The 18,005-nt window shown below is 69.7% G+C and carries 22 protein-coding genes; 7 read left to right on the plus strand and 15 right to left on the minus strand.

What is annotated here, in order from left to right; genetic code table 11:
* Positions 1 to 10 precede the first annotated feature (10 nt).
* From J2W45_RS13020 to J2W45_RS13045, 6 genes are all read right to left on the minus strand, one after another.
* Positions 11 to 352, minus strand: a complete 342-nt coding sequence (locus tag J2W45_RS13020; RefSeq protein WP_310132549.1) for a flagellar basal body rod protein FlgB — start codon at positions 350 to 352, stop codon at positions 11 to 13.
* A 359-nt stretch (positions 353 to 711) separates the two neighbouring features.
* The gene (locus tag J2W45_RS13025) at positions 712 to 1,026 is read right to left on the minus strand and encodes a hypothetical protein (RefSeq protein WP_310132551.1); all 315 of its coding nucleotides are present in this window, start codon (positions 1,024 to 1,026) and stop codon (positions 712 to 714) included.
* Complete coding sequence (locus J2W45_RS13030) at positions 1,016 to 1,444, minus strand: flagellar export chaperone FliS (protein ID WP_310132553.1); 429 nt, start codon at positions 1,442 to 1,444, stop codon at positions 1,016 to 1,018. The genes J2W45_RS13025 and J2W45_RS13030 overlap by 11 nt, the downstream gene beginning before the upstream one ends.
* Positions 1,441 to 2,829 (minus strand): flagellar filament capping protein FliD, encoded by a 1,389-nt coding sequence (gene fliD, locus J2W45_RS13035; protein WP_310132556.1) that lies wholly within the window; start codon positions 2,827 to 2,829, stop codon positions 1,441 to 1,443. Before fliD ends, J2W45_RS13030 begins: the two co-directional genes overlap by 4 nt.
* A 115-nt stretch (positions 2,830 to 2,944) precedes the next feature.
* Positions 2,945 to 3,781 (minus strand): flagellin N-terminal helical domain-containing protein, encoded by an 837-nt coding sequence (locus tag J2W45_RS13040; protein WP_310132560.1) that lies wholly within the window; start codon positions 3,779 to 3,781, stop codon positions 2,945 to 2,947.
* A 96-nt stretch (positions 3,782 to 3,877) separates the two neighbouring features.
* Complete coding sequence (locus J2W45_RS13045) at positions 3,878 to 4,690, minus strand: sigma-70 family RNA polymerase sigma factor (RefSeq protein ID WP_310132561.1); 813 nt, start codon at positions 4,688 to 4,690, stop codon at positions 3,878 to 3,880.
* 390 nt (positions 4,691 to 5,080) lie between these two features.
* Here J2W45_RS13045 and J2W45_RS13050 point away from each other — a divergent pair, with 390 nt between their 5' ends.
* Genes J2W45_RS13050 through J2W45_RS13065 form a run of 4 tightly spaced genes read left to right on the plus strand, consistent with a single transcriptional unit; the run spans position 5,081 to position 8,268 of the window.
* The gene (locus J2W45_RS13050; RefSeq protein WP_310132564.1) at positions 5,081 to 5,572 is read left to right on the plus strand and encodes a flagellar protein FlgN; all 492 of its coding nucleotides are present in this window, start codon (positions 5,081 to 5,083) and stop codon (positions 5,570 to 5,572) included.
* Between the two features lie 4 nt (positions 5,573 to 5,576).
* Entirely contained in the window at positions 5,577 to 7,001 is a 1,425-nt protein-coding gene (flgK, locus tag J2W45_RS13055) for a flagellar hook-associated protein FlgK (protein WP_310132566.1), read from the plus strand.
* 2 nt (positions 7,002 to 7,003) lie between these two features.
* Positions 7,004 to 7,888, plus strand: a complete 885-nt coding sequence (gene flgL / locus J2W45_RS13060) for a flagellar hook-associated protein FlgL (RefSeq protein WP_463675612.1) — start codon at positions 7,004 to 7,006, stop codon at positions 7,886 to 7,888.
* On the plus strand, positions 7,885 to 8,268 hold the full coding sequence (locus J2W45_RS13065; protein WP_310132572.1) for a flagellar assembly protein FliW: 384 nt from the start codon (positions 7,885 to 7,887) through the stop codon (positions 8,266 to 8,268). Before flgL ends, J2W45_RS13065 begins: the two co-directional genes overlap by 4 nt.
* 606 nt (positions 8,269 to 8,874) lie before the next feature.
* Here the strand turns inward: J2W45_RS13065 and J2W45_RS13070 are convergent.
* Positions 8,875 to 10,146 (minus strand): serine hydrolase domain-containing protein, encoded by a 1,272-nt coding sequence (locus J2W45_RS13070; RefSeq protein ID WP_310132573.1) that lies wholly within the window; start codon positions 10,144 to 10,146, stop codon positions 8,875 to 8,877.
* 163 nt (positions 10,147 to 10,309) lie between these two features.
* Between J2W45_RS13070 and J2W45_RS13075 the strand changes: the two genes are divergently transcribed.
* Positions 10,310 to 10,723, plus strand: a complete 414-nt coding sequence (locus J2W45_RS13075; RefSeq protein ID WP_018188979.1) for a DUF4383 domain-containing protein — start codon at positions 10,310 to 10,312, stop codon at positions 10,721 to 10,723.
* 29 nt (positions 10,724 to 10,752) lie between these two features.
* The gene (locus tag J2W45_RS13080; RefSeq protein WP_310132575.1) at positions 10,753 to 11,298 is read left to right on the plus strand and encodes a hypothetical protein; all 546 of its coding nucleotides are present in this window, start codon (positions 10,753 to 10,755) and stop codon (positions 11,296 to 11,298) included.
* Positions 11,299 to 11,319: 21 nt separating this feature from the next.
* Here J2W45_RS13080 and J2W45_RS13085 read toward each other — a convergent pair whose 3' ends face one another.
* Both J2W45_RS13085 and J2W45_RS13090 read right to left on the minus strand, forming a co-directional pair.
* On the minus strand, positions 11,320 to 11,673 hold the full coding sequence (locus tag J2W45_RS13085; RefSeq protein ID WP_310132578.1) for an FHA domain-containing protein: 354 nt from the start codon (positions 11,671 to 11,673) through the stop codon (positions 11,320 to 11,322).
* A gap of 31 nt (positions 11,674 to 11,704) precedes the next feature.
* Positions 11,705 to 13,015: an ATP-dependent DNA helicase gene (locus J2W45_RS13090; protein ID WP_310132580.1), complete on the minus strand. Its 1,311-nt coding sequence runs from the start codon at positions 13,013 to 13,015 to the stop codon at positions 11,705 to 11,707.
* A gap of 93 nt (positions 13,016 to 13,108) precedes the next feature.
* Between J2W45_RS13090 and J2W45_RS13095 the strand changes: the two genes are divergently transcribed.
* Positions 13,109 to 14,155: a hypothetical protein gene (locus J2W45_RS13095; protein WP_310132582.1), complete on the plus strand. Its 1,047-nt coding sequence runs from the start codon at positions 13,109 to 13,111 to the stop codon at positions 14,153 to 14,155.
* On the opposite strand, the gene J2W45_RS13100 is transcribed toward J2W45_RS13095, so the two are convergent.
* The 6 genes from J2W45_RS13100 to J2W45_RS13125 all read right to left on the minus strand — a co-directional run bounded on the left by J2W45_RS13100 (position 14,152) and on the right by J2W45_RS13125 (position 18,003).
* The gene (locus J2W45_RS13100) at positions 14,152 to 16,062 is read right to left on the minus strand and encodes a bifunctional copper resistance protein CopD/cytochrome c oxidase assembly protein (RefSeq protein WP_396427119.1); all 1,911 of its coding nucleotides are present in this window, start codon (positions 16,060 to 16,062) and stop codon (positions 14,152 to 14,154) included. The two genes, J2W45_RS13095 and J2W45_RS13100, sit on opposite strands and share 4 nt — an antisense overlap.
* 173 nt (positions 16,063 to 16,235) lie before the next feature.
* On the minus strand, positions 16,236 to 16,520 hold the full coding sequence (locus tag J2W45_RS13105; protein ID WP_018188985.1) for an HU family DNA-binding protein: 285 nt from the start codon (positions 16,518 to 16,520) through the stop codon (positions 16,236 to 16,238).
* A gap of 213 nt (positions 16,521 to 16,733) precedes the next feature.
* On the minus strand, positions 16,734 to 17,039 hold the full coding sequence (gene rpsN, locus J2W45_RS13110; protein ID WP_310132587.1) for a 30S ribosomal protein S14: 306 nt from the start codon (positions 17,037 to 17,039) through the stop codon (positions 16,734 to 16,736).
* Between the two features lie 2 nt (positions 17,040 to 17,041).
* On the minus strand, positions 17,042 to 17,209 hold the full coding sequence (rpmG, locus tag J2W45_RS13115; RefSeq protein WP_055922173.1) for a 50S ribosomal protein L33: 168 nt from the start codon (positions 17,207 to 17,209) through the stop codon (positions 17,042 to 17,044).
* Positions 17,210 to 17,211: 2 nt separating this feature from the next.
* The gene (gene rpmB, locus J2W45_RS13120) at positions 17,212 to 17,448 is read right to left on the minus strand and encodes a 50S ribosomal protein L28 (protein WP_121263096.1); all 237 of its coding nucleotides are present in this window, start codon (positions 17,446 to 17,448) and stop codon (positions 17,212 to 17,214) included.
* Between the two features lie 138 nt (positions 17,449 to 17,586).
* Complete coding sequence (locus tag J2W45_RS13125) at positions 17,587 to 18,003, minus strand: Fur family transcriptional regulator (RefSeq protein WP_310132597.1); 417 nt, start codon at positions 18,001 to 18,003, stop codon at positions 17,587 to 17,589.
* Positions 18,004 to 18,005 lie beyond the last annotated feature (2 nt).

The raw sequence follows: 18,005 nt of genomic DNA on the forward strand, positions 1-18,005 counted from the left end.
GTCATACTCCTCAGCTGGTCTTCAGTGCGGCACGGATGGCGGAGAACTGGTTGCCGGCGGCCTGCGACGCGAACTGGAAGCGGAGCACGGTGTCGACGTTCGACAGCGTCTCGGTGTCGAGGTTCACGTTGTTGCCGTCGAGGCGGGTCGGCTCGAGCGAGCGCGCGGTGGTCGCGGAAACGTGTCCGTCGTGGTCGGCGACGGAGGCGGCGAGCGCATCCTCGAACGACACCCGCTCGGCCGTGTAGCCCGGCGTGTTGACGTTGGCGATGTTGTTCGCGATGGCGCGCTGGCGCGCGGCGAGGCCGTCGAGGGCGCTCGTCAGGGCGGCGCTGGTCACGGATTCGAGCACAGCTGCACTCCAGGGTCGTGGGGCGGCCCATCCGTGGCCAAGTCGATGAGCGATCCGTGCTCAGGAAGAGCTATCGACCGCTCCCTCGCAACCGTTAGCTCCCGCTTTCGGGGGGTGTTCGGTGGGCGATTCCCACACATCCATCCACAGCTCGTACCCCGATGTGAATTACAGCCGTGTGTTTTCGAAGACCCGTTCGAACGGCGCGCATCACGCTGAAAATGCCTGGTCAGGCGGCATTACGCTTCGCTGAGAATCTGAGAGTGCACACATCCCGCGCGTGTCCTCCACACGATTCACCCGCGTATCCACGGATTCTGCACAGAGTTATCCACAGGTGGAGAACCCCGTCGGGGGACTCAGCCGATCAGGTCGAAGTAGACCGGGTGCGGTCCGGCCTCCGCGCGGGGCACCGCACGCACCGCGGCCAGGTGGCGCGCGGTCGTCTGGCGCACGTCCTCGAGGTAGCGCATGGTGTGCAGCTGCGCCTCGAGCAGCCGCGCGGCGCGCTCCTGCAGCTCGGGCGGAATGGGGCCCAGACCGATCGGGGGACGCCAGGGGACCGGGTCCACCGCGGCGAGCGCACCGTGCAGCTCCTGCTCCATGCGGTCGAGGGCGTCGGACCAGCCGAGGACGTCCTCGCGCAGCTCATCCATCTCGGCGTCAGGCGACACCGAGGTCCCGATCCGTCTCCGCGGCGGTGGCGGCCGGCAGGATGCGGGCGGCCTCGTGCCAGGTCTGGCGCAGCGGCTCGGCCAGCTCGATCGCCTCGCGCACCTTCGCCGGGTCGCGCTCGATCATCCCGCCGACGATGAGGTCCGCCAGGTAGCCGTAGAGCTGGAGCAGGCCGTCCGCGCCGTCCCACAGGTCGACGCGCAGCGTGCCGGCGAGCTCGGCGACGATCTGGTCGGCGTGGCGCAGGTTCTCCCACGCCGTCGGCCACTGCGCCGCCTGGAGCGCCGCCTCGCCACGGGTGAGGTCGAGCAGGAGCCGGTCGTAGAGCATGGTGAGCAGCCGCGCCGGGCTGGCGGAGAGCACGCTGTCGCGGTTGTACGCGTTGAGCTTGGCGGCGGCGGAGGTGAGGACGTTCATGATGCGCTCGCAGTGGGGAGGGACGACAGCTGGCCGGTCAGCCACGACGATTGGGACTGCAGCTGCTGCAGCTGCACCTCGAGGTTCGCGTAGGTCTTCTCGAGCGTCGACCGCCGGTCGGAGAGCCGGGTGTCCCAGTCGGTGATCTGGTCGTTGAGGTCTTTGACGGTCGACTGCTCGCCCTTGATGCGCAGCGACAGCGATCCGGTGTACGTGTCGCTCGCAGCGGTCGAGGCGTCCGCGACCCGCTGCGCGATGGTCGTCAGAGCGCTCTTCACGGCATCCGGATCCGCCGCCATCGCAGTGGCGAAGACGTTCTGGTCGAACGTGACGGTGCCGTCGCGCTGGATGCTGATGCCGTAGGTCGAGGGGGAGACGCCGCCGATGGGGGAGCTGATCGCATCCACCAGCTTCTGGTTGACGTCGCGGGTCGTCGAGTCGCCGGTGAAGGCGCCGCCGGTGACCACGGTGCCGCCGGCCGAGTCGGTCGACGTGGTGACCGCCTGCTTCTGCGCGATCAGGGTGAAGATGTCGTTCACGCTCGAGACGAGCGAACTTGCGGCGGCGGTGAGTCCCTTGTCGTCGCGCGCGACGGTGAGCGTGACCGGGGTGCTGGACACGGAGCTCAGCGACACGGTCACGCCGGGCAGAACGCCCGTGAACGTGTTGGTCGAGCTGGTCACCGTCTGCGCGGCGCCGGTGCCTGCCCACAGGGTGAGCTGCGCATCCTGGGCCGCCCGCACTTGGGCCGCGCCCGGGTCGGAGAGCAGATTCGTCGCGGTGCCTGCGGTGACGTCGGCCGGCGTGCCGCGGTACGCGGTGAAGGCGCCCGCCGAGCCGGTCTTCGTGGAGCTGAGCTGCAGCCGGTAGAGCTGCTGGCCGGTGCCGGGGTCGAGTCCTGCGGCGACCTGGGTGGCGCTGACGCCCACGCCGGCCTGGTTGATCGCGGCCGCCACGTCGGCGAGGGAGGAGCTGCCCGCCGTGACCTGCTTCACCGTTCCGTCTGCGGCGACGAAGGTGAGGGTCGGGGGCTGGTCGGGCCACTGCGTGAGCGGCCCGGTCACCGTGACCTGGGCCTGCGCCAGCTTGTCCACGGTGAAGTCGATGGTGCCGTCCACGGCTCCCGTGCCCGCGGTGGCCGTGACCGAGGTGGAGGTGGTGGACGCGGTGTGCAGGTCGGTGCCGGCCGGCTTCGCCAGCTTGGCCGCCGCATCCGCGAGGGCCGCGACCTTCGTGTTGAGCGCCTGCATCGCAGAGATGTAGGTGGTGGAGTCGGTGACCTTGTTCTTCAGAAGGGTCTGCGGGATCGCCTCCGCCTGCATCAGGCTGTCGATCAGCTGCGTGGTGTTCAGACCGCTGATGAGCCCGTCGACGGCCATGCCCATGCGGTGGTCTCCCTCCTACGACGGCGGTGCGGGGTGCTTCGGGTGGTGCGATGGAGCGGGGTGGTGCGGCGGCCGGGGCACGCTTTTGGGACTACGCCCCGGCCGCCGGGCCTTATCAGCGGAGCAACTGCAGGACGCCCTGGTTGGACTGGTTCGCCTGCGCGAGCATCGCGGTGCCGGCCTGCGACAGGATGTTGGAGCGGGTGTACTTCACCATCTCCTCCGCCATGTCGGTGTCGGTGATGCGGCTGGACGCGGCCGAGAGGTTCTCCTTCGAGACGTTCAGGCTGCGGACAGCGGACTCGAAGCGGTTCTGCGAAGCACCGAGCTCCGAGCGGGCCGTCGAGATCGCGGTGATCGCGGTGTCGATCGCGGTGATCGTGGTGTTCGCCGTCGTGTTGCTCGTGACGTCGAAGCCGGTCGCACCGGTGGCGCCCGCGAGCGTGCCCACCGAGGTGGCGACGTCGGCCAGGCTGACCGCGATGGTGTCGTTCGCCGTCGAGCCCGCGCCCACCTGGAAGTTCAGCGAGCCGCCCTTGAGCAGGTCGATCCCGTTGAAGTTCGTGCCCTGGGTGATGCGGTCGAGCTCCTTGCCGAGCTCGTCCGCCTCGGTCTTGATGGCGGCACGCGAGGTGGTGTTGTTCGAGTCGTTGCCGCCCTGCACCGCGAGGTCGCGCATGCGCTGCAGGATGGAGTGGACCTCGGTGAGCGAACCTTCAGCGGTCTGCACGACGCTGATGCCGTCCTGAGCGTTGCGGGCGGCGACGGTGAGACCGCCGACCTGCGACTTCAGGCCCTCCGAGATGGCGAGGCCCGCCGCGTCGTCCGCCGCACGGTTGATGCGGAGGCCGCTGGACAGCTTCTCGAGCGACTTCGAGAGGTCGCTCTGGGTGTTGTTCAGGTTGCGGTAGGCGTTGTTCGCCGCGATGTTGGTGTTGATCTGCATACCCATGATGTTTCCTCCATGACTGGGTGGTGGTCCGCGGCCCTTCCGTGGTCCGCATCAGCCCCTATCGGCTGTCTGTTCCGTCCCGTTAGCGATCCGCTGTTAGGACGCGCGCGCCGAGCTCGGCGACGTGGGGGAGAGGCGCGAGACGCCCGCGACCGCGTGCTGCGCGAGACGCGCCAGATACGCGCTGCGCCGGGCCTGCGAGGTCTTCGCCTCGATGACGACGGGGTCGCCGTCATCGGAGTAGTGGGTCGCCATCCCCTCGCGCATCAGCCGGATCGCCTCCGACCGCTGCTGCGAGACGGCGGAGTGGGTGATGCCGAGCTCCTCGGCGATCTCGGTGACCGTGCGGTCGTCGAAGTAGATGGCCTCGACGATGGAGCGCATCCGGTCGGGCAGGGCAGCGACCGCCGCGCGGACGTACGCCGTCTGCTCGTCGGCGAGCAGCGCATCCTCGGGGGCCGGCGTCTCCGACACCAGGAACGGCTCGATGGTCTCGTCGAGGGCGGTGACGGTACGGGAGGCGTCCGCGAGCCCGGCCGCCGCGGTCTCGCGGTCGACGCCGAGGGCGTTCGCGATCTCCTCCACGGTCGGCTTGCGTCCGAGGGAGGACGTCAGGCTCTCCTGCACCGCGAGCGTCTCCTTGATCCGCTTGCGCGCACCGCGGGTGGCCCAGTCGGAGGCGCGGAGCTCGTCGGCGAGCGCCCCCACGATCCGGGTGCGGGCGTACGCGCCGAACGGCACGCCGGTGGAGGCGTCGTACGCGTCGGCCGCCTGCACGAGGGCGACGGCGCCGGCCGAGGCCAGGTCGTCGCGCGACAGGTGCGTGGCGCGCGAGCACAGGTCGGAGACCAAGTAGCCGACTAGCGGCAGGTTCTCGACGACGAGCGTGTTGCGTTCGTTCCGGTTCACGCTGGGCGACCCCTCTTCATCGGACGGGTACCGCGCGTCGACCTCGTTCGGGGAGGTTCTCGCGGGTACTCGGGCGGTGCGGTGGACGCTCGGACTTAGTCGGGTGCCGAGCGAGGTGCTAGGCGTCTTCCGTTGTTCACGGTAACAATTCGAGACTGTTCAGAATGCATGCCATCTGCCCCCATTACGGGGCAGCCCGTACCCCCAGTACGGGGAATACTGACACCCCTCTGTGAAGCGGTAGGTCGCATCCCACCACAGGTGCTGCTCGCGCCTAACATCGGGCGCAAGCGTGCCGATGGTCTGTCGTGACGGGGACACCGTCCACCCGTCCGTCAGACCCGAGGAGACCAGGTGCGCACATCGACTCACGAGGAAGTTGGTAGCGACATGGCCGCGAGCGAGCTCTCAGCGCAGCTGTGGAAGGAGCGCGAGCTTCTGGAGCTCCTGCTCTTCAAGCTGGAGGAGGAGCAGCTGCTGCTCATCGCCGGCAAGTCGCGCTGGATCTCCCACGCCACCCGTGAGGTCGAGCAGGTCATCGAGCGGATGCGCGCGGCCGGCCTGGCCCGCACCGTCGAGGTCGCATCCCTCGCCACCGAGTGGGGACTGAGCCCGGATGCGACCCTGCGCGAGCTGGCCAGCGGCGCCCCCGACGGCATCTGGTCCGACATCTTCGGCTCCCATCTGGCCGCCATGACCGAGCTCACCGCCCAGATCGCCGAGGTGCGCGACACCAACGAGCGCTTGCTGCGGGAGGCGGCACGCTCCACGCAGGAGACGCTCAGCTCGCTCTCCGGCGGAAACGACGACCCCGGCGTGTACGGCGCCGGCGGCGCGGGCAGCCTGGGCGACACCGCGCGCTTCTTCGACACGGAGGCGTGACCGGATGAGCACCTTCAGCGGGCTGAACACCGCCTACACCGGCCTGGTCGCGGCCAAAGCGGGCCTCGACGTCGTCGGGCAGAACCTGGTCAACGCGAACACCGCCGGTTACACCCGTCAGCGCGTCAGCACCTCGGGCGTCGCCCCGCTCAACAGCACCGGCCTCTTCAGCGGCGGCGTCCGCCCCGGCCAGGGCGTGAACGTGGACGGCATCCAGCGCCTCGACGACGCCGCGATCGACGCGCGCGTCCGCAGCACGACCGCGCTCTCCGGCTACACGAACACCCGCGCCGACGCGCTCTCCACGCTGGAGTCATCGCTCAACGAGCCCGGCACGAACGGCCTCTCGACGCAGCTGCAGAAGTTCTGGTCGGCCTGGGGCGACGTCTCCAACCAGCCCGGCGAGCAGGCTCCGGCCGGCGTGCTGCTCGGGCAGGCGGGCAGCGTCGTCACCCAGTTGAAGAGCGGCTACAGCGCGGTCGACGGCCAGTGGAGCGCGCTGCGCACCTCGGTCGACGGCATGGTGTCCGACCTGAACGCCGCCGCGACGCAGGTCGCCGACCTCAACGGCCGCATCCGCACGGCGCTCGCGTCGGGGCAGTCCGCGAACGAGCTGATGGACCGCCGGGATCTGCTCACCACCTCGATCGCCAAGCTGGCCGGGGGAGTGGTGCGGCCGAACGACGACGGCACGGTGGATGTGCTGGTCGGCGGCAACGCGCTGGTCTCGGGCACCACGGCCAACGCCGTGCAGGCGGCGGGAGCCAACCGGCTGGCCGACGCGGCCGGCGACCCGCCGCGGCTGGAGTGGGCGTACCGCCCCGGCGCGGCGATCGCCATGGAGGGCGGCTCCATCGCCGGCGCGGTGTCCACTCTCGCGCCGGCCGACGCGAACGGCACCGGGGGCGTCCTGGCCGAGGCGGCCGCCAGCTACAACGCCTTCGCCGTGACGCTCGCGCAGCGGGTGAACGCCGTGCACCAGACCGGCACCACGCCGACCGGCGCCACCGGCCTCGACTTCTTCGCCATCGACCCGACCAAGCCCGCCGCTCTCGGCCTCTCCGTGGTTCCCACGAACGTGAGCCAGATCGCGACCGGGACGCCCGGCGCCGGCGGGTCGGACGGGAGCGTCGCGGACGCGATCAGCCAGCTGGGCACGGGCACGAACGCCGTCGACAAGCAGTGGTCGGCGTTCGTGGTGCGCGTCGGAGTGGCGAGCCGCACCGAGCAGCAGCAGTCCGACCTGGCCGACATGGCGACGAGCTCGGCGACGAACGCCCAGCTGGCCGGCGCCTCCGTCGACCTGGACGAGGAGAACATGAACATGCTGTCCTTCCAGCACGCCTACCAGGGCGCCGCGCGCGTGATGACCGCCGTGGACGAGGCCCTCGATGTGCTCATCAACCACACCGGACTCGTCGGGAGGTAGCCGTGATCAGCCGTGTGACCAACGCGACCCAGACCCTCAACGCCCAGCGGAACCTGCAGCTCAGCCTGCAGCGTCAGGCCCAGCTGTACGACCAGGCGACCAGCCGTCGCCTGCTGAACAAGCCGTCGGACGACCCGACCGCCACCGCGAGCGCGCTCGGCGTCCGGTCGGACCAGGCCGCGACCTCCCAGTACCAGCGGAACGTCTCGAACGGCGACGCCTGGCTGACGACGGCCGACTCGGCGCTCACGTCGGTCGAGACGCTGATGCACCGCGTGCGCGACCTGACCGTTCAGGGCGCGAACGACGGCGCGATGTCGCAGACGGCGAAGGACTCGATCGCGACCGAGCTCGACGGGCTCAAGAAGAGCCTCCTCTCGCTCGCCAACACCACGTACCTGGGCCGGACGGTGTTCGCCGGCAACTCGGATGCGGGCGTCGCCTTCCAGCCGGACTACTCGTTCACCGGCACGGCGGGAAGTACAGTGGAGCGCAGGATCGGCCCCGACACCACGGTGCGGGTGGATGCGGACGGCGCCGCCGCCTTCGGTACCGGTGCGTCGTCGGTGTTCGCGCTGATCGACAACGTTGCGAACGACCTCCGCGCGGGTGTGAACGTCACCCCCCGCCTGGCGGAGATCGACGACAGGATGAAGGCGATCGTGGGAGAGCACGCGGAGGTCGGCGGCCGCCAGACCCGCATCGACAAGGCGAAGGACGCCCTGGCCGTCGGCGCGAACGCCCTCGAGGGCCAGCGCTCGTCCCTGGAGGATGTGGACTTGAGCAAGGTCATCCTCGACCTGAAGACCCAGGACGTGAACTACCAGACCGCGATCGCCGTGACGGCCCGCGTGCTGCAGCCGACGCTGATGGACTTCCTCCGGTGAGCGCCGTCCACTTCCTCACCCCGCCTCCCGGCCTGGAGCCGCTCGACGCCTTCACCCTGGACGCGGTCCCGGCCGCCGACGGCCTGTACACGCTTGCGTCCGTGGAACGCCCGGAGATCCGTCTCTTCACGATCGACGCCTCCCGCCACCTCCCCGGCTACTCGCCCGAGCTGCCCGACGACCGCGCCGCGGAGCTCGGCATCGCCGAGGCGGCGGACGCCCTTCTGCTGGTCGTCGTGACGCCCTCCCGCGAGGGCAGCACGGTCAACCTCCTGGCGCCCGTCATCGTCAACCGCGCCACGGGCGCCGCGCTGCAGCTCGTGCTGGAGGACGACGCGTTCCCGGTGCGCGCGGAGCTCGCGGCGCTGGCGGGGGCGTAGGCAGGCATTTACGCCCTAGAAGACTTGCGCGTCGCGTCGCGGTGCGACGTGTGGGCCGCAGATCGAGGTGAGCGACCGGTTCCAGTCGCTGAGAGCCGATGCGTCGACACGGCGAGTCGCCGTGCCTCGCACCGGTCCAGTGGTGAGCCGCTCGACCAGAGCGTCGGCTGCTGCCCGCAATCGCTGATCATGAAGGTCGTTCATCGACGCATCGAACGTGTTCCGCGCCTCCGAGAATGCGCGGTCCGCAGCGACCGAGGTGTCTGCTGCATGGCTGCTTGCTGCTGAAGACAGGTGCGATCCGGCTGCCCTCGCTCTCGCACAATCAGCAGCAAGCGACGGCGGAGCGGCAGCGGGGGCCGCGGCGCAACCGCTGGCTGCGGAAACAATGAGTGCGCCAGCAGCAAGCGCATTCACGACTCTCATGCAGCGTCTCTGTTTCAATCAGCGGCCTTCCCCTTGAAAGTGAGATGGGGTGCCGCGGCTTCTCGCGACCGCGGCACCCAGGAGCTTCGCAGCGGAGGAACATTGCGTGAAACTCGCTGAGTGGCTCACTTAGGTAGACGCAGGCGTCTAGAGAACGTGACGCGGGGTATTGGAAAGGGTTCAGCCGGCCTTCTTCGCCGGGCAGGGCGCTGCCTTGGCCATCGCGTCGATGGTCTGCTGCTCCGACCAGGGGAGGGACGCGACGGTCTTCGCTCCCTTCTGCGCGGGCGGAACCTTCGAGACGATGGATGCCAGGCGCTGCGCCAGCAGCTGGGCGAAGCCCGCCCCGGGAGTGGAGTTGTTGAGCGCCACGACGACCGTCAGCCCGGAGGACGGGTCGGCGAACACCGCCGACAGGTAGCCCGGGATCGCCCCGCTGCTGCCGCGCAGGGGACCGAGCAGCTGCACGCCCAGGCCGTAGCGCTGCCACGACTGGCCGTTCACGACGGCGTCCGTCTGCGCCTTGCGGGACTTCTCGCTGAGGAGGTGGCCGGTGGCGAGCGCCTGGCCGAACGCCTTCAGGTCGGAGACGGTGGAGACCACTCCGGCGCTCGTCCATCCCTGCGAGGGGGAGAGGCGGCTGACGTCGCGCATCGGCTCGCAGACCGTGGCTCCCGCGCCGTCGAGTCCCGCGGCGTAGCCGGTGGGATGCGGCCCCGGCACGGTCAGCTGCGCGCTCTCCGGCAGCGTGCTGGCGTTCATGCCGAGGCGGTCGAACACGTACTGCTTGTAGAGCTGGGGCCAGCTGCGGCTGGTGGCGTTCTGCAGCGCCATTCCGACGAGGACCGCGTTCGTGGACGACGCGCCGTACTTCTCGCCCGGGTTTCCGTAGCGCTGCATCGCGATGCCATCGCTCGCCAGCTCCAGCGGCGGCCACTGGCGGGTCGGGTTGAGGACGAACTGCGAGCGGAGGGCCGCGGCATAGTCGCCGATGCCCGAGGTGTTCTGGCACAGCTCCCGCAGGGTCACGCCGTCGACCCCGACCAGGCCGGGCACCCACTTGGTCACCGGGTCGTCGAGTTCGACGCGGCCCTCGTCGACGAGCCGGAGCAGCACGGTGCAGGTCATCGGCGTCGTGTTCTGGCCGATGCGGAACGTCATGCCCTCGGTGACCGGCTTCGAGCCGCCGCGGGTCGTCGTGCCCTGCGCGGCTGTCCAGCTGCCCGCCCAGGGTGCCCACACACCGGCGAAGCCCGCTGAAGCGTCGGCGAGGGTCATGGCGTCCGTGACCGCGGTCGAGAGGCGCTTCGAGACGTCCTTCGAGAAACCGCCGGACTGCTGCTCCGGCAGGTCCGTGCTGCCGGATGCGCCGGTGCAGCCGGCGAGGATCAGCGCGACGATTCCCGCGGTCGCGGCGAGCGCCAACCGCTTGAACGTCGTGTCTCGTCGCATCAGTTGTACCCCCGACGGTCGCCCTGCGTGTCCAGCGATTGTAACGTGCGGCAGAAACCAGACCCTTCCGCAAGGGGCTGTGGCTCCAATCCGATTCGGACGAAGCTTCGAATGGGAAAGTGAGGCGCGCGCCCGTGCGCCGTCCTATGGAAGGAACGAGACAATGCGCACATCACCGAATCGCCTGGTGGCCACCATCTTCGGTGCGGTCTACCTGCTGGTCGGGCTCCTCGGCTTCGCTGTCACCGGCGGCGTGGGCTTCGTCGCCACGAAGGGCGGACTGCTGCTCGGCATCTTCGAGGTGAACCCGCTGCACAACATCGCCCACCTCCTGATCGGCGCCGCCCTGCTCATCGCCGGGCTCACCCGCGTCGCCGCGGCAAAGGCCGTCAACATCACCGTCGGCGCCGTCTACCTGCTGCTCGGCATCGTCGGCTTCTTCCTCGTGGGCACGGACGCCAACATCCTGGCCCTGAACACGCCTGACCACTTCCTGCACCTCGTGAGCGCGATCGTCCTCCTCGGCACCGGCCTCGGCGCCGACCGCGGCACCCGCGCCACCACAGCCGCCGCCTGACCGGCGGGGCCACGGATCCCATGAGCAGGATGACGGAAACGCTGCGGGTCGCCCCCGCCGCCTCGGCCCATTCGGCCGTCGCGGTGGGCCCGGCGACCCGCGCGTTCCTGGCCGTGGCCGCGCTGGGAGCGGGGCTGCTGCATGCGGCCCTGGCTCCCGGCGCACCCCCTGCACTCCTCGCGGCCTTCCTGGTCCTGGCGCTCGCAGAGCTGGTCTGGGCCGCCGCCACGCTGGCGAAGGACCGTCCGCCGGCGTTCCGGCTGGTCCCGGCCCTGGCCCTCCTGCCCGTCGGCATGTGGGCCGCTCTTGCCGTCGTCGGCGCCACCGCCTCGGGCGGGACTGTCCTCGCGCTGCCCTTCGTGCCGATGGGAGCCGCCTCCCTGCTCGACGTGGCCGTTGCTGCGACCGCGGCCGTCGTCATCCGCCGCGGCCGGCCGAATCCCGATCAGAGCAGCTTCCTCCGCTTCTTCGCCGGCCTGGTGCTGAGCGCCTGCGTCGTCAGCGCGGTGACCATCCCGGCGCTGACCCTGACGGAGGCCGGGGTCGCCGCGGTGACGGTCCACCACCACCACTGACCGAGCCCCCGCGAGGGGCGGTCAGCGCCGGGTCAGCGCGAACGACGCGCTCCCGAAGCGCACGACCGAGCCGGGATCCACCTCGTGCCGCGTCTTCGGGTCGCAGGCGAACGTCCCCTCGCCCGGGTAGGTGATGGTCGTGCCGTTCGCCGAGCCGAGGTCCATCACCCAGAAGACGCCGTCGTACTGCCCGAAGGCCAGGTGGGCCCGGGACACGGACTTCACGTCGTCCTGAATGGTCACGAGCTCCACGTGCGCCGGGTCCTCCATCTCGGTTCCCGGGGTGTGTACGGCAGGATTCCGCCCGATCACACCGTTGCCGCTCGTCTCGAGCCGCTGCCCGTCGCTGAAATCCAGCACGAACGTCACCGCCATCCGGTTCCCCTCTTTCGCATGCGCCCCGCAGTCACCGCGTGGCCCCGCCGACCGGCATGCTGACCGGGCGCGCGTCGCTCATGAACCGCTCCACGTCGGGGTCGACCGTGATATCGCTCGGCCGCAGCGGTCTCGTCAGGTAGAGCCCGTCGAGCGTCGTGATCCGGCTGAGCGCGACGTAGGTCTGCCCGGACGTGAACGCGCGGGTCCCGAGGTCGACGATCGCCGAGTCGTAGGTCTTGCCCTGCGACTTGTGGATGGTGACCGCCCACGCCAGGCGCAGCGGGAACTGCGTGAACTCGGCCACCACGTCCTTCGTGAGCTTCTTCGTCTCGGGTGACCACGTATAGCGGAACTTCTCCCAGATGGCCGGCTCGACCTCGTGCACCTCGCCGTCGACATCCACGTAGACGTTGGAGTCGATCTTGGTGACCGTGCCGATCGTGCCGTTCACCCACCGCGGCCCGTCGCCCTGTCCCACGTCGTTGCGCAGGAACATGACCCGCGCGCCGACCTTGAGCTCCAGCGTCTCGTCCGCCGGGAAGTTGCGCCCGCCGAAGTCGCCGCTGACCTCCGCCTTGGCCGTGAGCGCCCGGCCGGGGAGCCGCTCCAGCGCCTGCGCGTTGATGCGGTTGACGGTGTCGTTGCGGGTCGCCAGCGTGATCGTCCCGTCGTCCGGAGCGGGGCGCGCGCCCACCTCGTTGAGCCGGTCGGCGATCTCCTTCGTCACCCGGCCATGGCGCACCGCGTTGAGCATGAAGCGGAAGTCCGATTCGTGCTGCCGGTGCACCTGCAGCAGCTCGACGATGCGGAGGTCGGTCTCCTGCCACACCTTCGCGTCGAAGAACCACATCGAGCGGTACGTGTCGGCGAAGTACGCCCTCTCCTCCCGGTCTCCGGGCACGGGCGCCAGCTGGTAGGGATCGCCGAACAGCACCACCTGCACGCCGCCGAACGGCTCGCCCGCGCGCTGCCGCGCCTGGCGAAGACTCCGGTCGACCGCATCCATCAGGTCGGCGTTGACCATGGAGACCTCGTCGATCACCAGGGTGTCGATGCTGTTGAGCAACTTGCGCAGCTCGGCGCTCTGGTCGATGGCGTGGTCGGCGATGACCCCGATCGGCAGGCGGAAGAGCGAGTGGATGGTCTGGCCGCCGACGTTCAGCGCCGCCACGCCGGTGGGCGCGGAGATGACGAGCGACTTCTCGGTGTTCCACGAGAGGTGGTTGAGCAGCGTCGACTTGCCGGTGCCCGCGCGGCCGGTGACGAAGACGTGCTCGCGGGTGTTCTCGATGAGGTCGAAGACCGCCTGCTGTTCAGGCGAGAGGGAAAGACGGCCCATGACCTCCCCTTCCGTCTCGCCCGGCTTGCCGGACTACTCTAACCCCGCCTGCACGGCGGCTGCCGCTTATCCACAGGACCCTAGGATGGCCTCATGGCTGTGGGGGAGACGCGCGCGCTCCGGCGCGCCGTCCTGCTCTGGTCGGGACTCGGCGTGCTCCTCCTGATCGCGCTCGGCGCCGCCTTCGGTGCCGTCCAGCGGACGTACTACAGCCCGTCCGGCTTCGTGGAGGCGTTCGTCGGGAACCTCGCGGCCCACCGCGTCCCGGAGGCCCTCGCCATGCCCGGCGCCGCGCCGACGCGGGCGTCGCTCCGCGCTGCTCAGCTGCCGACCGGCGCATCGCGGGAGCTGCTGCGGTCGGACACCCTGCCCGCGATCCGGGATGCACGCATCGCGTCCGAGACGGCCGAGAAGGACGGCACGCGCACCGTCGTCGTGGAGGCCTCCGCCGACGGCGAGCCCGTCTCGGCCACGTTCCACGTGCGGCAGACCGGCTCCGTCCTCGGCGTGCTGCCCACCTGGTCCTTCGCGTCCACGCCGCTGGGCGTCGCCCGGATCACTGTGGCGCACGCGGACGACTTCACCGTCGGCCGCCACACCGTGAACCCGCGCGCCGCCTCGCCGGACCAGCCGGCCGACGCCTTCAGCGTCTCCGCCGACTATCTCGCCGTCCCCCTCGCGCCGCTGGAACTGTCGCACACGTCGGCCTACGTTCGCGCTGCGCCCGTGCTCGCGCGGGTATCGCCCGGCGACGTGACCGAGACCGTCGTGGATGCGCAGCCCACCACCGCGTTCACCACCGCCGTGCAGAAGCAGGTCGACGGCTTCCTCGACCGCTGCGCGGAGCAGAAGGTGCTGCAGCCGGCGGAGTGCCCGTTCGGCGCCGAGATCGACGACCGGGTCCAGGGCGACCCGGTCTGGTCGATGGTCACCTATCCGGTGGTCCGCCTCGTGGCGGGCGACACCGGCTGGAAGACGGACGAGATGGTGGGCGTCGCCCATCTGGACGTGACCGTCCAGTCGCTCTTCGACGGCACCGTCAGCGAGCGCAGCGACGACCATCCGTTCTCGATGAGCCTGAGCAGCGTCACCATCCGGCCGGACGGGTCGCTCGCCATCGTGGTGGCGCAGGAGCCCTAGCGGACTGCGCGGTCGCGGTCCGCCATCCGGGCGAGCCGTTCGTTGTAGGCCTCGAGCTCGGCCTCGCCGGTGCGGTCGGCGTTGCGGTCCCGCCGGCGGGTCTCCCGCTCGTCGCTGCGGCTCCACTGGATCGCCACGACGATGGCGAGGATGACCGTCGGGATCTCGCCGATGCTCCAGGCGATCCCGCCGGCGGTCTGCTGGTCGATCAGCGGAGCGTCGCCCCAGGTGCGCCCCATCGCCCCGAACCAGTCGGCGAGCATCAGCCCGTGCATCTGCATGATCGACAGGCCGAAGAACGCGTGGAACGCCATGGTGAGCAGCAGGAGCAGCAGACGGAACGGGTAGGGGAGCCGGTACTTCACCGGATCGATCCCGATCAGCGACTGCACGAAGAGGTACCCGGTGATCAGGAAGTGCGTGATCATCCACTCGTGCCCGATGTGGTCCGTGGTGGCCCACCGGAACAGCGGCGTGTAGTAGAACGCCCACAGGGAGCCCGCGAACAGCACCGCGGCGACGATCGGGTTGGAGATGACGGCCGCGAAGCGCGAGTGCACCGCGAGCAGCATCCACTCGCGGCCTCCGCGCGACCCGTCGCGGCGCTTGCGGATAGCCCGGGCTGCCAGAGTCACCGGCGCGCCCGGTACCAAGAGGAGCGGGACGGCCATGGTGAGCACCATGTGCGCCGACATGTGGGCCGAGAAGAGGTACTTCTCGTAGACGTTCACACCACCGTTGGTGATGTAGAAGAGCAGCACGATGCCCAGGGTCCACAGGACGGTGCGGTAGATCGGCCAGGCATCGCCGCGGCGGCGCAGACGCCACATACCGGCGAGATAGAAGAAGAGCCCGAACGCGCAGGCGAGCACCCAGAGCAGGTCGAAGTTCCAGCTCGTGAACAGCCGCCCCCAGGTGAGCTCCGGCGGCAGCTTCTCGCCGGTGAGGATCTCGGCCGGGGTCGGCGTGGCCGCTCGCGTCTCAGGGACCGGCGTGACGGTGCGCGCGAGCGCAGCGGCGACGCCCGAGGCGATGCCCATGAAGGCGAGCTCGGCGACGACGATCCACCAGAAGCTGCGCGGCTCACCGCTCGTCTTCAGCCGGTTGATCAGGAAGCGGCGCTGGGTCAGGCCGAACAGGCCGAGCACCACCAGCGCCGCGACCTTGACCAGCACCAGGATGCCGTAGGGCGTCGCGAGCTCGGCGAGCGTGCCGACGCGCAGCTCCGCGTTCACATAGCCCGAGGCCGCCACGACGATGAAACAGACGAGGGCCACCGTTGAGTAGCGCTCCAGCACCGTGACCAGGCGACCCTTACCGAGGGTCTGCTTGACGACGACGAGGGTGACGAGCCCGCCCAGCCAGATCGCGGCGAACAGCACGTGCAGGCCGAAGGAGGTGACCGCGGCATCGTGACCCGCGGCCTCGGCGCTGTGCCCCTGCTGCGCCATCGGCACCACGGTCGCCATGGCGAGCAGGGTGACGAAGACGATGGCGGTCTGGTTGCGCACCGCGAAGCAGAGGACGGTGACCGCCGCGGCGATCAGGGTGATGCCGAGCCACGCCTGCCCGAGCGAGACGCTGGTGACGAAGGAGCTCAGCCCGTTGCTGAAGGTGGCGTCGAACGACCACGGCTCATTCGACACGCTCACGAAGGTGAAGAGCCCGGTCGCGGCCGCGGCGACCGTCATGACGCCGGCGCTGCCCGCGGCGAAGTCGAGCGCCTTGCCGTACTCGTCACGGTCAGGGGAGAAGGCGAAGCAGGCCAGCACGAGCGCGCCGATGGTTCCCGCCAGGCTGAGGTTGACCACGAGCGTCGCGGCGGGCAGCCCCCAGCGCACCAGCACGCCCGGGTCGGCAAGCAGGGGCGCGGCCGCGCCGCCACCGAACGCGAGGGCGGCGATCATGGCCACGGCGGCTGCGAGGAGCAGCACGGCAGGGCCGATCACGCGGAGGATTCGTGGCACCCGTCCAGCCTACGTCCACGGCCCTGGACGCCCGCCCACAGCAGCGGACGCCGGGATACGACGAAGGCGGCGCCGCAGATCGCGGCGCCGCCCTCGGGCAAAGCTGGGAAGGACTACTTGACGGCAGCCTTGAGCTTCGAACCCGCGGTCAGCTTGACGCGGTGACCGGCCGGGATCGAGATCTCCTCGCCCGTCTGCGGGTTGCGGCCGGTGCGGGCAGCGGTCTCGCTGCGCTCGGCGGCGAGCCAACCCGGGATGGTCACCTTGCCACCCTTGGCGACGGTCTCGCTGATGGTGCTGAAGAACGCGTCGACGACGCTCGAGACGGTGGCCTGGCTCTGACCCGACGCCGCAGCGACGGCGGCAACGAGCTCGGTCTTGTTCAGGTTGTCAGCCATTGAGTGTCCTCCTCGGACCTTGTGCTGGATCTACAGCTATCTTGTGGAACGGTTGAGGCCACACTGGGCCATTACGTTTGGTCGGTCGACCGCCTCGAATGTATCAGAATCCCGCGGAAACTCGCGGATTTCCGGCCTCTTTCACCGATGGAGACGCCAAAGGGGCGCCCGGCCGAAGCCGGACGCCCCTCGGATGAGCGTCGTCGCGCTGGATTACCAGCTCGACTTGGTGATGCCGGGCAGCTCGCCGCGGTGCGCCATGTCGCGGAAGCGAACACGGGAGATACCGAACTTGCTGAGGTTTCCGCGGGGACGGCCGTCGACGGCGTCGCGGTTGCGCACGCGGATCGGGGAGGCGTCACGGGGAAGCTTCTGCAGGCCGAGGCGGGCGGCCTCACGGGACTCGTCGGAACCGTTCGGGTCGACGAGGGCCTTCTTGAGCTCGGCGCGCTTGGCGGCGTAGCGCTCGACGACGACCTTGCGCTGCTCGTTCTTGGCGATCTTGGACTTCTTGGCCATGATTAGCGCTCCTCTCGGAAGTCGACGTGCTTGCGCACGATGGGGTCGTACTTCTTGAGCACGAGGCGGTCGGGGTCGTTGCGGCGGTTCTTCTTGGTCACATAGGTGTAACCGGTGCCCGCCGTCGAACGGAGCTTGATGATCGGACGGATGTCCTGCTGCTTCGCCATGCTTAGATCTTCTCCCCACGGGCCAGGAGGTCCTTGACCACTGCCTCGATGCCACGGGCGTCGATGACCTTGATGCCCTTGGCGCTCAGGGTCAGGGTGACGTTACGGCGAAGCGACGGAACGTAGTACGTCTTCTTCTGGATGTTCGGGTCGAACCGGCGCTTCGTGCGACGGTGCGAGTGCGAGATGTTGTGACCGAAGCCGGGAACGGCTCCAGTCACCTGGCACACTGCTGCCATTTCTTTCTTCTCCAATACCGTGGTGCCGGACGGCACCACCCAAGGTCACTTGTCGGCGCACGACTTCCCTACGCATGAAAGTGTGGGGGTTTCGTACACGATCTGAGCGGGAGGAGCCCACTCAGCCAAAGAACCACTCTACGCCATGGATGCGGGGCCGGCCAAATCAGCCTTGGCTGTGCACGAGGCGCACAGGCCGAACACGTCGACGACGTGCTGCGCCTGCGTGAAGCCGTGCGCTGCCGCCGCCTGCCGCGCCCACTCCTCGACCGCGTCCGCCTCGATCTCGACGGTGAGCCCGCAGTTGCGGCAGATGAGGTGATGGTGGTGGCCCGTGGTGCACGCCCGGTACAGGCTCTCGCCCTCGGGCGACTGCAGCGAGTCCGCATCGCCTTCCGCGGCGAGGTCGGCCAGCGCGCGGTAGACCGTCGCGAGGCCGATCGGCGACCCCGCCTCGTGGAGGCTGAGGTGCAGCCCTTGCGCGCTGATGAAGCCCTCCGTCGAGGTCAGGGCCTCGCGGACGGCCTCCCGCTGCCACGTGTTGCGCTTCACCATCC

The organism is Leifsonia shinshuensis (assembly GCF_031456835.1).
Taxonomy (GTDB): Bacteria; Actinomycetota; Actinomycetes; order Actinomycetales; family Microbacteriaceae; genus Leifsonia; species Leifsonia shinshuensis_C.